General features: G+C 68.7%; 17 protein-coding genes. 6 read left to right on the forward strand and 11 right to left on the reverse strand.

All coding sequences use genetic code 11. The features are described 5' to 3' along the window. The first annotated feature begins 12 nt into the window (after nt 1-12). Complete coding sequence (locus E0H45_RS03890) at nt 13-840, forward strand: PhzF family phenazine biosynthesis protein (RefSeq protein WP_131334883.1); 828 nt, start codon at nt 13-15, stop codon at nt 838-840. Here the strand turns inward: E0H45_RS03890 and E0H45_RS03895 are convergent. After that, the gene (locus E0H45_RS03895; protein WP_131337630.1) at nt 824-1,873 is read right to left on the reverse strand and encodes a lipoate-protein ligase LplAB; all 1,050 of its coding nucleotides are present in this window, start codon (nt 1,871-1,873) and stop codon (nt 824-826) included. The two genes, E0H45_RS03890 and E0H45_RS03895, sit on opposite strands and share 17 nt — an antisense overlap. Nucleotides 1,874-1,928: 55 nt before the next feature. On the opposite strand from E0H45_RS03895, the gene E0H45_RS03900 reads away from it, so the two are divergent. Beyond that, entirely contained in the window at nt 1,929-2,570 is a 642-nt protein-coding gene (locus E0H45_RS03900; RefSeq protein WP_131334884.1) for a hemerythrin domain-containing protein, read from the forward strand. Between the two features lie 119 nt (nt 2,571-2,689). On the opposite strand, the gene E0H45_RS03905 is transcribed toward E0H45_RS03900, so the two are convergent. From E0H45_RS03905 to E0H45_RS03915, 3 genes are all read right to left on the reverse strand, one after another. Continuing rightward, nucleotides 2,690-3,538, reverse strand: a complete 849-nt coding sequence (locus tag E0H45_RS03905) for a dioxygenase family protein (RefSeq protein ID WP_131334885.1) — start codon at nt 3,536-3,538, stop codon at nt 2,690-2,692. Between the two features lie 87 nt (nt 3,539-3,625). Beyond that, complete coding sequence (locus E0H45_RS03910) at nt 3,626-4,207, reverse strand: adenylate kinase (protein ID WP_131334886.1); 582 nt, start codon at nt 4,205-4,207, stop codon at nt 3,626-3,628. A gap of 122 nt (nt 4,208-4,329) precedes the next feature. Next, a complete protein-coding gene (locus E0H45_RS03915; RefSeq protein WP_131334887.1) occupies nt 4,330-4,707 on the reverse strand; it encodes a YciI family protein in 378 nt (125 codons plus the stop codon). Between the two features lie 177 nt (nt 4,708-4,884). Here E0H45_RS03915 and E0H45_RS03920 point away from each other — a divergent pair, with 177 nt between their 5' ends. Further along, complete coding sequence (locus E0H45_RS03920; protein ID WP_131334888.1) at nt 4,885-5,640, forward strand: SDR family oxidoreductase; 756 nt, start codon at nt 4,885-4,887, stop codon at nt 5,638-5,640. Here E0H45_RS03920 and E0H45_RS03925 read toward each other — a convergent pair. Next, nucleotides 5,604-6,485 carry a DUF3800 domain-containing protein gene (locus tag E0H45_RS03925; RefSeq protein WP_131334889.1) on the reverse strand — a complete coding sequence of 294 codons (882 nt, stop codon included), beginning with the start codon at nt 6,483-6,485 and terminating at the stop codon, nt 5,604-5,606. The two genes, E0H45_RS03920 and E0H45_RS03925, sit on opposite strands and share 37 nt — an antisense overlap. A 174-nt stretch (nt 6,486-6,659) precedes the next feature. Further along, nucleotides 6,660-7,496 carry an SAM-dependent methyltransferase gene (locus E0H45_RS03930; protein ID WP_131334890.1) on the reverse strand — a complete coding sequence of 279 codons (837 nt, stop codon included), beginning with the start codon at nt 7,494-7,496 and terminating at the stop codon, nt 6,660-6,662. A gap of 148 nt (nt 7,497-7,644) precedes the next feature. On the opposite strand from E0H45_RS03930, the gene E0H45_RS03935 reads away from it, so the two are divergent. Continuing rightward, nucleotides 7,645-8,184, forward strand: coding sequence for a dihydrofolate reductase family protein (locus tag E0H45_RS03935; RefSeq protein ID WP_131334891.1), 540 nt, complete (start codon nt 7,645-7,647; stop codon nt 8,182-8,184). Here the strand turns inward: E0H45_RS03935 and E0H45_RS03940 are convergent. After that, nucleotides 8,181-8,474, reverse strand: a complete 294-nt coding sequence (locus tag E0H45_RS03940; RefSeq protein ID WP_131334892.1) for a YciI family protein — start codon at nt 8,472-8,474, stop codon at nt 8,181-8,183. The genes E0H45_RS03935 and E0H45_RS03940 overlap by 4 nt on opposite strands. Nucleotides 8,475-8,534: 60 nt before the next feature. On the opposite strand from E0H45_RS03940, the gene E0H45_RS03945 reads away from it, so the two are divergent. Continuing rightward, entirely contained in the window at nt 8,535-9,086 is a 552-nt protein-coding gene (locus tag E0H45_RS03945) for a GNAT family N-acetyltransferase (RefSeq protein ID WP_131334893.1), read from the forward strand. Here the strand turns inward: E0H45_RS03945 and E0H45_RS03950 are convergent. Next, the gene (locus E0H45_RS03950) at nt 9,055-9,816 is read right to left on the reverse strand and encodes a class I SAM-dependent methyltransferase (RefSeq protein ID WP_131334894.1); all 762 of its coding nucleotides are present in this window, start codon (nt 9,814-9,816) and stop codon (nt 9,055-9,057) included. The two genes, E0H45_RS03945 and E0H45_RS03950, sit on opposite strands and share 32 nt — an antisense overlap. Next, nucleotides 9,813-10,745 carry an SDR family oxidoreductase gene (locus E0H45_RS03955; RefSeq protein WP_131334895.1) on the reverse strand — a complete coding sequence of 311 codons (933 nt, stop codon included), beginning with the start codon at nt 10,743-10,745 and terminating at the stop codon, nt 9,813-9,815. Before E0H45_RS03955 ends, E0H45_RS03950 begins: the two co-directional genes overlap by 4 nt. A 99-nt stretch (nt 10,746-10,844) precedes the next feature. On the opposite strand from E0H45_RS03955, the gene E0H45_RS03960 reads away from it, so the two are divergent. Beyond that, nucleotides 10,845-11,513 (forward strand): TetR/AcrR family transcriptional regulator, encoded by a 669-nt coding sequence (locus E0H45_RS03960; protein WP_131334896.1) that lies wholly within the window; start codon nt 10,845-10,847, stop codon nt 11,511-11,513. Nucleotides 11,514-11,556: 43 nt separating this feature from the next. On the opposite strand, the gene E0H45_RS03965 is transcribed toward E0H45_RS03960, so the two are convergent. After that, nucleotides 11,557-12,408, reverse strand: a complete 852-nt coding sequence (locus tag E0H45_RS03965; RefSeq protein WP_131334897.1) for an HAD family acid phosphatase — start codon at nt 12,406-12,408, stop codon at nt 11,557-11,559. A 103-nt stretch (nt 12,409-12,511) separates the two neighbouring features. Further along, nucleotides 12,512-12,982: a GNAT family N-acetyltransferase gene (locus E0H45_RS03970; protein ID WP_131334898.1), complete on the reverse strand. Its 471-nt coding sequence runs from the start codon at nt 12,980-12,982 to the stop codon at nt 12,512-12,514. Between the last annotated feature and the right edge of the window lie 9 nt (nt 12,983-12,991).

Consider the following 12,991-nt stretch of genomic DNA (forward strand, 5'->3'; position numbering starts at 1 on the left):
TTGGATGAGCAGATGGTGACCGTTCTCCGCTACGCGGCTTTCACGTCCGATCCGGCCGGGGGCAATCCGGCCGGTGTGGTGCTCGACGCCCGCGGGCTCGACGACGCCGCAATGCAGTCGATCGCGGCCGAGGTCGGGTACTCCGAGACCGCGTTCACCGACGGACCGGACGCGAGCGGTGTGCGCCCGGTGCGGTACTTCTCCCCCAAGGCCGAGGTTCCGTTCTGCGGTCACGCCACCGTCGCGACCGCCGTTGCTCTGGCGGAGCGCAACGGCCCGGGCGAGATCGTCTTCGGAACGCAGGCCGGCCACGTCCCGGTCACGGTCGACGACGCCCTGCGCGCAACTCTCACCAGCGTCGAGCCGTCTGTAGAAGAAGCCGGCGACCTGAGCGACGTACTCGACATCCTCAGGTGGTCACCGGACGACCTCAACCCCGCCTTGCCGCCGAGGATCGCGTACGCCGGGGCGCGGCATCTCGTCCTGAGTACGGCGACCCGGCAACGACTCGCCGCGCTCGACTACGACTTCGACCGCCTGCTCGCGTACATGCTCGAGCGCGACCTCACCACGCTGCAACTCGTCTGGCAGGAATCGCCGACCGTCTTCCACGTGCGCGACCCGTTCCCCGTGGGCGGTGTCGTCGAGGACCCGGCGACCGGTGCCGCCGCAGCCGCGTTCGGCGCGTACCTGCGGGAGCTCGGGCTCGCACAACCCACGATCACCCTGCATCAGGGCGACGACCTCGGACGGCCCAGCCTCATCACGGTCGAGCTCCGGCCGGACGACAACCGCGTGCGGGTGAGCGGCAACGCCGTACCGATCACGGCACCCGCGTAAGCCACTCCTCGGTGCCGAACTTCGCCGCGACCCGCTCCTCGGCCAGCGCGACGGTGTCCGGCGAGATCGTGCCGTCCAACAGCCCGTAACGGTTCCGGAACGTGCCGGCCATCCGCGAGATCACGTCCGCGCGGTCGAGACCGGTCTGGCTGCGCAACGGGTCGACGCGCTTGTTCGCGCTCTTCGTGCCCTTGTCGGACAGCTTCTCCCGGCCGATCCGCAGTACCTGGACCATCTTGTCCGCGTCCATGTCGTAGGCCATCGTCACGTGATGCAGGACGGCGCCGCCGGCGAACCGCTTCTGCGCGGCGCCCGCGATCTTGCCGGCCGGCGACGTGATGTCGTTGATCGGCTGGTACGTCGCCGCGATCCCGAGATCGTTGAGCGCACCAATGACCCAGTCGTCGAGGAACGCGTACGACTCGATGAACGACAGGCCGGAGACGAGCGATTCCGGGACGTACAGCGAGTACGTGATCGTGTTGCCCGGCTCGACGAACATCGCGCCGCCGCCACTGATCCGCCGTACGACGGTGACGTCGTGACGGGTCGCGCCGTCCAGGTCGACCTCGTTCCGCAACGACTGGAAGCTGCCGATGATGACCGCGTTGGACGCCCACTCCCACACCCGCAGCGTCGGCGGGCGCTCTCCTGATCCGACCTGCTCGGTCAGCACCTCGTCGAGCGCCATCTGCAGCGCAGGCTCCCGCGGTACGTCGTGCACGAACTCCCACTCGTGGTCACGCCAACCGGTCGCGCCGGTCAACGCACGCCGTACGGCGACAGCCACCGCCTCGGGCGAGAACCCGAGCATCTCGACGCCGTCGCCGAGCGCACCTCGCACCCGCGCAGCGATCTGAGCCGCGGACGTGGCCACCTGCAGACCAGCCAGGGCCCCGTTGATCCGCTCCAGGGCGTCGTCCGGTTCGAGGAAGAAGTCGCCCGAGATCTGGGCGTTCCGGACATGCTCGTCGACGACATCGAGGTCGGCCACGACGAGCTTTCCGCCCGGGACCTTGTACTCACCATGCATATTCACGATCAACTTGCTCTGGTCAACGGTTGTTCCCGGACGCATACTCCGGGCCATGGGGGAAATGAGTATGAACAAGGCGATCCATGCGGCCGTTCGACGGGACCTGGGTCGATTCCTGGATGCACTGGAGCAGTTCCCGGACGGGGACCGCACGCGCGCGGCGCAGTTGGGCGCGGCCTGGCAGAACTTCGACAGCCAGCTCACGCGGCACCACGAGGGTGAGCACGAGATCGCGTGGCCGGCGTTGCAGAAGCTCGGCGTGAGCGCGGAGCTGTTGGCACAACTGGATGCCGAGCACGACACGATGGCGGGCGCGCTGGCGGCATCGCGGACCGCGCTGGGTGCGCTGCAGAACTCCGCGAGCGCGGCGGACGCGGCGACCGCACGCGCTGCGATCCAGGAGCTGCAACGGGTCACCGTCGAGCATCTCGACCATGAGGAGGCGGAGATCGAGCCCGTCTACCAGGCCAACGTCGGCACGCCCGAGCTGAAGGCGATGGGCCGCGAGTTCGCCAAGGTCGGCCCGGCGCAGGGCGGCACGTTCTTCGCCTGGGCCCTCGACGGCGCCACACCCGCGGAGTCCGCAGCCATCACCAGCACCGTCCCCAAGCCCGTCCTCACCGTGATCCTCGGAATCTTCGGCCGCTCCTACCGAAAGTCAGTCGCCCCCACCTGGCGAACGCTCAACCGGTAAGCGAGCGACCGGACCTCAGGCACTCATCAACTGGCGCCGCCCGCGTGAGTTTGCGCTCACACGAGCGGCGCATCGTGTCTCCGACGGAGGTTAGTGAGTGGTGGCGGTCCGCATCCGCATCATGCCGACGGAGTAGCGGTGGGCGGAGTCCCAGTCGGCGGAGTGCCAGTAGGCGGCGTGCCGCCCGGGCCGCCGGGGGTTTGGAACGAGTCGTCGGCGCCGACCGCGGTGTCGGACAGGTCGAGGGCGATCGCGAAGGCCGCCTCGTAGCCGTCGGAGGTTCGCGTCGGAGTGAGCAGCATCTGGTCGCCGATGTCCGCGTAGTGCATGTCGGTGTCGTTGGTCGTGTCCGGAGTGCCCTTGGCGGCGTACGGCGCCTGCGCTAGGTAGGCGGTCTTGAACTGCTCGGTGAAGTAGAGCTGCGACGTGAACTCGTAGGCGTTCCCGTCCGTGCCGGTGGTGCGGATCTTCACGTGCGTGTGGACGGTCCGGCCCTGGTACCAGCCCGGCAGGATCGTGGTGAACTTGACGATCCCGCCACGGTTCGACACCTGGTAACCGCGCAGGTAGTTCTTGCCCGTCGTCCCTTCGGCCGCGATGTCGGAGTACACGCCGGCCGCGTCACAGTGCCAGATGTCGACAGTTGCCCCAGGCAAAGGCTTGCACTGGGACCCGGCCAGCTGCAGGACGTGCAGGACCAGGTGGAACTTCGCGCCGGCCACGACGGAGCCGTCCGACGTGTCCACCCGGAGGTCCGAGCGGTTGAGCCCTTCGTCCACGAAATAGGGGCCCTCGGTCATTTCCGGCTTCGCGACACAACTCGGCGTCGTCGTCGTTTCCGCTGCCGCGTCGGCGTTGGTCGCCACTGCGGTACCAACTGCCGTGAACGTCACCCCGGCGGCGCCGAACACCGCCAGCGCGCGGCGCCGGCTCAGGATCCGGCCGACCGGCTTGTCGTCGTCTTCCACTGCGATCCCCTTCGTTCGTACCGAAGGCTCGACCGTAGGAATCCCCGCTGGGAAAGCCGTCCGGCTTTCCTGGCAGTACGCAGTGAACTACGCGGCGGGTTTGAGCTGTACGGCGACCTGCCAGACGCGGGCGCGGACCGTGTCGATGTCGTCCGATGCGTCGACCTCGTGGTGGATGCCGCGGCCGGAGTAGAAGTGGATCAGTGGCGCGGTCTGCTCGTGGTAGACCTCGAAGCGGCGGCGGATGACTTCCTCGGTGTCGTCCGAGCGGTGCTCGATCTCAGCGCGCCGGAGCAGCCGGTCGACGAGGGCGTCGGCCTCGACCTGCAGGACCAGGGCCGCGTCCAGCCCGCGCCCTTGCGCACCGAGGATCTCGTCCAGGACGCCGGCCTGGTCGAGGGTGCGCGGGTACCCGTCCAGGACGAATCCCGGACGGGCGTCGGCGTCCGCGAGCCGGTCGCGGACCATCGCGTTGGTGACCTCGTCGGGCACGTACTCGCCCGCGTCCAGGTAGCCCTGCGCCGTCTTGCCGAGCTCGGTGCCGTCCGCGATGTTGCGGCGGAACAGGTCACCGGTGGAGATGACGGGCACACCGAGATGGGCGGCCAGGTGACCCGCGTGCGTACCCTTACCGGCCCCAGGAGGGCCCATCAGCAAGACAGTGGTCACGGCACACTCCTGACTCTCGGTAAGTCCCACAGAATAAAGGAGCCTCCGCTCCGGCGGTACGGCGTACGTCACTCCGGATCGCCGGGTGGATCACAGTCGCTCGTTACTGTCCGGAATCGCCCTCAGAACTCCATTTCCGGGCGGAGCTCGATGACGTCACCGGGGCCGGCGAACTTCGCGGCGAGCTCCTCGGCCCGCTCACGGGTGGCGCAGTCGAGGACGAAGAACCCGGCGAGCTGCTCCTTGGACTCGGCGTACGGTCCGTCGGTGCTGACCGGGCGCTTGCCCTCCCAGCGATAGGTCCGGGCGGTTGATGGTGCGTCCAACGCCAGGCCGCTGACCAGTTCGCCGGACGCGGACAGCTCGGCGAGCATCTCGTCGAACTCCTTGCCCATCGCGGCCCGCTCGTCCGCCGGAATCGCACGGCCGACCTCGGTGAAGTCGATCGTCGGGTGGCCCCACGGCTGCATGTGGGAGTGGATCAGGACCACGTACTTCATGAGAGAACCTCCTGTGTCGTGCCGGTACGCCGTACTGCGCCCGTGCACCCCGGACGTCGGAGGCGCCGACAGGCCCTCGACATTTTGCCTGAATGTATTCCAGCTCACATTCGGTCACACTCACCCACCCGGGCTCCGTCAGCGCTGCAGAGACCATGACGAGAACGGAGAAGTTCGATGAGCACGATCCTGGTGACAGGCGGTACGGGAACGATCGGCCGTCTGGTGGTTCCGCTGCTCCAGGCGGCCGGCAGCAAGGTCCGTGTCCTCAGCCGGCACGCGGGCGATCGCGGCGACGGCGTCGAGTACCTGGCCGTCGATCTCCTGAACGGCGAGGGTCTGGACCGGGCCGTGGACGGCGTGGACGTGATCCTGCACCTGGCCGGCGGCCCGAAGGGTGACGACCTCGGCACCCACAACCTGGTCAAGGCGGCCGAGCAGGCGAAGGTCGGCCACCTGGTGCACATCTCGGTGACCGCGGTCGACCAGCTGCCGCTGACGTACTTCAAGTCGAAGCTCGGCGCCGAGCAGGCCGTCCGCGGGTCGTCGGTGCCCTGGACGGTACTGCGGGTCGCCCAGCTCCACGACTTCGTCTGGAACACAGTGCGGGCGATGGCGAAACTGCCCGTCCTGCCGACGCCCGGCGGCCTCCGGTTCCAGCCCGTCGACGGCCGGGACGTGGCCGAACGGCTCGCCGAACTCGCGCTCGGTGAACCGCAGGGCCTCGTCCCCGACCTGGTCGGCCCTAAGGTTTACAGCCTGTCAGAGCTGGCTCGCGACTACCTGCGGGCCACCGGCAAGCACCGGTTGTCGCTGCCGATCCGTGTTCCTGGCAAGGCGGGCAAGGTGTACCGCGCGGGCGGCAACCTCACCCTCACCGGCGCCGACGTCGGCACTCACACCTGGGACGAGTTCGTCGCCGCACAGGTGTAGGGCTCCAGCAGCTCAACCAAGTCCGGCGTACGGCGGCGCGCGATGCCGGCCAGGAAGTCGGCCACCTGCACCCGCGGATCGTGCTTGGAGTCGACCTGGACGAACGACTGCAACGGCGCCGGCTCCACGCGGGAGGCGAGGAACGCGCCCAGCCGCGCCACTCGGCCCGGCGTCAACGCACTCTGCTCGTCGTGCACCACGGCGACCGAACGACCGCCGGCGCTCCAATACAGCACCGTTTCGGCGAGCGCCGGCACCAGCGGCTCCAACGGCGGCGGGAGCTCCGGATCCTCGTCGATCAACCGCTGCATCACCTCTTCGACCCGAGCCCGCGTCACCGGACGCAACGCAGGTACATCGGCCGGCATCGTCGCGAAGAACCGGTCCACCGCGTCGTGATCCATCAACCGCACGCGCTTCGTCCGGGCCAGATCCACGAACGCCGCCAGGAACCCGGTCCGATGCCGCAGCGCCGCGGCCACCTCCGCGTGGTCCGTGCCGAGGCTGGTGCCGGCGCCGTACGACGGCTCCTCGGTGAACAGCTCGAACACCCGGGCAGCGACGTACGCGGTCTTGTCGATGGAGAGGACGTGCGCATGCCCGCGCAGGGTGGTGAGCAGCCACTCGAGCGCGGGCCGCTGCTCGGGTCGCAGCAACTGGTTGGACTTGTACTCCGTCCGGCGGCGCAGACGGGCTCGCAGTACGTCGATCACGTCGGCGGCTGCGGGTACGGCGAGATCGACGCTGGCATGGGTGATGACGGGTGAGGCGGGGTCGAGCAGGTTGGTTCCGGAGAACCCCGACTCGTCACACGCGACCTCGACCCAAGGCGACTCAGAAGTCATGGGAAGGCTGGCTCCAAGGCTGAAGGACTGCACGCTGCGGGGCCCGTCCTCGGGACGGGCTTGATCGGACGCGCCAGGAGTCATCGGGGCGCGGTGACGATCAGTAAGCGGCAGCAGCCTGAGCAGACATGCGACCCATGATGGTCCGGCCAGCCGCCGGACACCAGTGAATTCCTACGGCTTGCGGGCGAGGGCGACCAGGAGGAGCTGGCCGGCGCCGGTCAGGTTGAGCTTCTGCTCGTCCTCCGGCCACCAGGACGTCAGGTCGACGAGCCCTGGCGCGACCAGCTCGAGCCCCGCGACCAGCTCTGCGATCTCGTCCCGGGTCCGGAACTGCATGTGCGGGAACGCGTCCTGCAGCTTCTCCTCGATCGTGGTCGAGAACTCGGCCAGCCGGCCGCCGTCCCGCGGGTTGAGCGGATGCGTGAGCGCCAGGTAGGAGCCGGACGGCACGGCGGCCAGGTAGTCCGCGACGACCGGCACCGGGTCCGGCGTCGAGTGCAGGACCAGGCCGAGCAGGATCCCGACCGGGCGACTCAGGTCGAGCGCCCCGGTCACGGACGGATGCGCGAGAACGGCGGCCGGGTCGTTGAGGTCCGCGTCGGCGAAGAAGCTGTGCTGGTCGTCGGCGAGCAGTGCCTGGCCGTGGGAGATCGCGGTCAGGTCGTTGTCGACGTACACGACGGTTGCGGCCGGGTTGGCCCGGAGGGCGATGTCGTGGGTGTTCTGCGCGGTGGGGAGCCCGGCGCCGAGGTCGAGGAACTGGTCGATCCGGCCCTCGGTGCTCATCCGGTTGATCGCGTCGGCCACCCAGCGGCGGTTCTGCCGGGTCAGTTCGGAGATCTCGGGGGCGATCTTCAGCAGTTCCTGGACGAACTGCCGGTCGACCTCGAAGTTGTTCTTGCCGCCGAGCAGCAGGTCGTACACCCGGGCCTGCGAGGCCCGTTCGAGGTCGATGGTGGCCGGCTCGTCGGCACGCAGCGGGCGGTGCGCGTCATCGTGTTCCGGCATCGCCGTACCGCACCTCGCTCCGTCATGCGAAAAGCTGAATTGCCGGAAGAGTATCCAGGCAGCCACCGGCAGCACGCACCGGGGCAGCCGGCGATGAGTTTCCCCCGCTTCGTTCGTCTCAACACCAACCGAACGAGGAGGAACGACCATGGCGAAGGTGCTGTACTCGGTGACGCTGTCGGTGGACGGCTTCATCACCGGCCCGGACGGCGACATGCAGTGGATGCGCCCGTACCTCGGCCCCAATCCGGAGGTCGACGACCTGCTCCCCCGGATCGGGTCGCTGCTGATCGGCCGCCGGTCGCACGACGGCGACGACCCGCACAAGGGCGAGCCCGGGGAGGGCGAGGCGTTCGGCGGCGGCTGGAGCGGACCGGCGTACGTCGTCACGCACCGCCCACCGTCCGACCCGGAGGCCGGGGTCACGTACGTCGCCGACTTCACGAAGGCACTCGCTCAGGCCAAGGAGGCGGCCGGCGACAAGTACGTGAACGTGATCGGCGCGAACATCGCCAAACAGTGCATCGAGGCCGGCCAACTCGACGAGGTCCTCCTCTTCTACGCCCCGGTCATGCTCGGCGACGGCACCCGCCTGTTCGCCCACCCCGACGGCCGGACCGTCCCGCTCGAGCGAATAAGCGTCACCGAAACCCCACTGGCCACCAGCCTCTGGTTCAAAGTCGTCTAGAAATCGACGGCGGCGGGATGCATGACCGCCCGGATCTCGACCGAGCGGCCGGCGGCTTGGGCGTCCGGGAGGAGGCGCGCGAGCTCGACGGCGCGGTCGCGGTTCTCCACGTCGATCACGTAGTACCCGTCGATCTGGGTCGGCTCGCGGTCGGGCAGCCGGACGGACAGTTGGGCGTCCGCGAGCAGCTCCCCGCCGACCAGTTCACCGGCGTCGTGGGCGACTCGCTCGAACTCGTCGCGCTGCAGACGTGCCTCACCGTCACCCTGCAGGATCAGTAGAAACTTCATCGGCGCTCTCCTCTCACAGGTACGACGGAGCCGAGCGCGCAGTCTTGACATGATGTCCGGATGTTCGCCCGCACCGACCGCCTGACCCTGCGCCGTTTCAAGCCCACGGACGCCGAGCAGTTCGCCGCGTACCGCTCAGATCCGCAGGTCGCCCGCTTCCAGTCCTGGGATGCGCCGGTGCCGCTCGCCGAGGCGCAGCGGACGGTCGAACGGTTCGCGGAAGGCGATCCGGAAGCGCCCGGCTGGTTCCAGTACGCCGTCGACCTGGACGGCGTACTCATCGGAGACCTCGGCCTGAATCTGCACGAGAACCTGATGCAGGCCGACCTCGGCTTCACCCTCGCGTCGGAGTACCAGGGCCATGGATATGCGTCCGAGGCCGTGCGTGGACTGCTCCACCACCTGTTCGTCGACCGCGAGCTGCACCGGGTCTCGGCCGAATGCGATGCCCGCAACACCGCGTCAGCCCGGCTGCTCGAACGCGTCGGCTTCACCCGCGAGGGTGAGCGGCCGGCGAACACCTGGTTCAAGGGCGAGTGGACCGACGACTTGGTGTTCGGGCTGCTCCGGGAGGACTACCTCAGCCGACGGCCGCCCACGCCCGGGCCGTGAGGCTGATCGAGCCGTCCGGCTTGATCGGCAGCCGCGCCTGTACGGCGTCCCGCAGCGCCTCCTGGTCTGCGGGGTCCAGGCTGCGCAGGTACGCCGGCGCCACGCCCTGCCCGCCCAGGAACGGCCGCCAGTAGTCGTCGAACGACTCGAACTCGGTCGGTACGACGATCTCGCGCGTCCGCACCTCGGTGAACCCGGCCTCGCGGAACAGCCCCTCGAGGCCTTCCGGCGTACAGAACGGGAAGCGCCGGCCTTCGTCGTGGTCCCGGTCCTGCGGGCGTACGTCGGCCATCGCGTCGAAGAAGTACCGCATCAGCTGCATGCCGCCGGCGTAGTCCCACACGTAGACCGCGACCGTCGTACCGATCTCGCGCATCCGGCGCAGCGCCTCGACCCGCTCGGGGATGAAGTTGAGCACCAGCCCGGCGACGACCACGTCGTACGGACCGTCCGGGAGCTCGGCCGCAGACCGGACCTCGAAGGCTGCCCGCTCATCTTTGACAGCCTGTCGTGCATAGCCGATGAAGCCCTCCGACGGGTCGACACCGAGCACGGACGCCGGATCCGCCGTACGAAGGATCGTGCCGGTCAAAGCGCCCGTACCGCAGCCGACGTCGAGCCAGCGCAGTCCGGCCGGCTGCTCCAGCCAGCCGACGAACTCCGGCGCGACGAGGCGGCTCCAGCGGCCTACGTACGACTCGTAGATTCCCCCACTCGACCACTCGCTCACTTGCGCAGGATAGACGGCAACGAGACCCCCGTCAGTCCTTCGGAGACTGTCCACAGCCGAGCGCTGGTCTCAGCATCGAGGGCAGCCTTGGGCGGCTTGGCCAAAGCGGTGGGGCCGACGAGGCCGAACCGTCCGGACGGGCCGTAGTACGCACCGTGCTCGGCCGCGGGGTCCGCCGCGGCGAACAACAGCGGTTCGGTTCCGGTCTCGACGCCCTGCGAAGGGAGCGGCGCGAGGCGGTACAGCAGTCGCGTCGCCAGCGGCATCCGGTCGCGGCCGAGGCTCGCGCCGGTCGTTTGCAGGTTGGTGTTCGTGAAGCCGGGATGGGCCGCGACGCTGCGCAGGCCCCAGCCGTGCTCGGTCGACAGCCGGGCGAGTTCGTTGCTCAGCATCAGGTCGGCGAGCTTCGACTGCGAGTACGCCGCCGTCGACCGATAGCGGCGCTCCCACTGCAGGTCGTCGAAGTGGATCCGGCCGAAGTTCGCCGCACCGCTGGCCATGGTCGCGACCCGCGGCGCCGGAGCGGCCAGGATCAGCGGCAGCAGCCGGACGGTGAGCGCGAACGGGCCGAGATAGTTCGAGCCGAACTGCAGCTCGAAGCCGTCCTTGGTGACCATTCGGTCCGGCGGGTTCATCACGCCGGCGTTGTTCACCAGCAGATCCAGATGCGGCTCGTCGGCGGTGAGCTGCTCAGCGAACTCCTGGACCGAGGCGAGGTCGGCGAGGTCGATCCGCCGTACCTCGAGCTGGGCGCCCGGGTGCGCGGCGAGGATCTCGGCCTTCGCCGCCTCGCCCTTGGCGGGAGTCCGGACCGCCAGCACGACCCTCGCACCCGCGGCTGCGAGCCGCTTGGCGGCCTCCTTGCCGGTCCCACTGTTGGCGCCGGTGATGACGGCGAGCTTGCCGGTCTGGTCGGGGACGTCGTACATGTTCCACTCTCCATTAAAAGACTGGTGGTCTGTTACGACTTCGACGTTATCAGACCAGCGGTCCGATAACAACAGACCGCTGGTCTGTAGACTGGGTCCATGACTTTCCAGCGCGCGCGCAGACCGGAGCAGCGGGCCGAGCGGCGGCGGGCGATCCTCGCGACCGCGGCCGCGATGCTGACCGAGATGCCGGTCGCGGACGTCAGCCTGAACGAGCTGAGTCGTCGCGTCGGCCTGGCGAAGTCGAACGTGCTGAACTACTTCGACTCCCGCGAGGCCGTCCTGCTCGAGTTGTCGAGCAGCGAGCTGTCGGCCTGGGTGCAGGACCTGGCGACCGCCTTGCCGGACCGGTCACCTGAGGCGACCGACGAGCGGGCCGACCGGCTGATCGCGGCGATCGTCGGCACGCTGGCGAAGCGGCCGGTGCTCTGCGACCTGATCAGTACGCAGGCAGCGGTGCTGGAGCGAAACATCACGACCGAAACGGCGCTCACGTTCAAACGCGCGGCTGTAGTCGCGTACGAACAGCTGATCGCGGTGGTCGTCGGCGTACTGCCGGAGCTCGGCCCGGAAGGAGCCGGCCAGTTCATCGCCACCGCCAGCCTGCTGGCAGGCGCGATCTGGACCCACGCCCATCCGGTGCCGGCGATCCTCGCGGCCTACGAGACCGACCCGGCGCTGAGCGCGATCCGGATGGAGTTCGAGCCGGCGCTGACCGATGCCCTGCGCACCTTGCTGTACGGCGCTCTGCCGCGCGTCACGGAGTGAGCTGGTCGGCCGGATCAACGGGTGATCCGGCCGACGGCTGCGCTTAGGGCAGGTAGTAGTTCGGGTTCGGGAGCTTGAAGGTGCGGTCGGCAAAACCACCCTTCAGGTCGGAGAACTGGTCGCCGAAGTTCGCGACGATGTCGTAGCCGAGGGACTCGATGTGCGCGCGGGTGGCCGACTTGTAGTGGATCGTCGTACACGATCCGTTCGGGTCTGCCGCGCAGGCCTTCTTCAGGTAGTCCGGGTAGTCGGCGACAGCCGGCTTGGTGAACAGGCCGTCCTCGCCGTTGCTCAGCGCGGTCGGCTTCGGATACCCGGCGTCGACGCCGACACCGTCCGCGGTCAGGTTGCCCAGCGTCGCCGCTTCCTGCGCGGCGCCACGGCCGGTCAGGAAGAAGATCGCGTAGCCCTCACGCTCGGCCGTCTTCACCAGGTCGACCATGCCGGGAACGGCCGGGAACTTCTGGTTCAGCACGAAGTCCGCGTTGGTGGTCGGGTTGTAGGCCCAGTTGCTGGCGATCTCGTAGTTCCAGGTGGCCAGCGACGTGTCGTCGACGTCGAGCAGGATCGCTTTGGTCTTGGTGGTGTGGTGCGGCAGCGAGATCCAGCGGGTCCCCGCGGCGGCGGCCTTCTGCGCTTCCTTCGCGTAGTTGCTGTCCGCCGCGAAGTTGCCGGAGCCGAGCGGGTCGCCGTAGTAGTTGCGCAACTGCTGCCGCAGTACGTCGATGTTGGTGACCTGCTTCTCGCTGTGCGGTGTCGACGTCTGGATCGCCGGCTGCTGCGTCGCGGCGCCGGCCGAGTACGCGACTCCGCCGACGACCGATGTCATCGCGACCGCGGCGACGCTGGTCAGAACCATGCGGCGGGACGGCCGGCGCCAGGAACGGAATGCCATGGTGACCCCTTCAAGAACAGGAATGCTTGCGAAAGGCACGCTAACTCCATCCGCTGCCGATGTATCTGCCGCACGCCGCAACTTGAGGGGAATCCTGCGTTCGCTAGACCTGCTTCAGGTAGCGATGGCACGGGATCGGCAACGTTCCGCGTTCGACCGACGCCGGATAGTCGAAGGGGCCGCCGTCGGTCCAGCCGCTGCGTTCGTAGAACCGGCGGGCCCGCGCGTTGCCGGTCGCCACGGCCAGCCAGGCTTCCTGGTGACCGCCTGCCTTCACCTGCCGCTCGGCTTCGGTGAGCAGCGTCCTGGCGACGCCCGATCCGCGGTGGTCGCGCCCGACGTACACCTGCTCGACCTCGGCGCCCACCACCATGACGAAGCCGGCGATCTCGTCATCGACGACGAGAACTGTGGTGTCCGCGACCCGTTGTGCGGCACGGGTCCAGAACGACTCCTTGGTCCGGATCGCAACCAGTTCGTCGGGCACATGTCCCAGGTGGCCGTCCTGCCAACCGGCGTACCAGATCGCAGCCACCGCATCGGCATCCTCGGCAACAGCAGGTCTCACGGTCATACGGCCAGC

Source organism: Kribbella soli (assembly GCF_004331345.1).
Lineage (GTDB): Bacteria > Actinomycetota > Actinomycetes > Propionibacteriales > Kribbellaceae > Kribbella > Kribbella soli.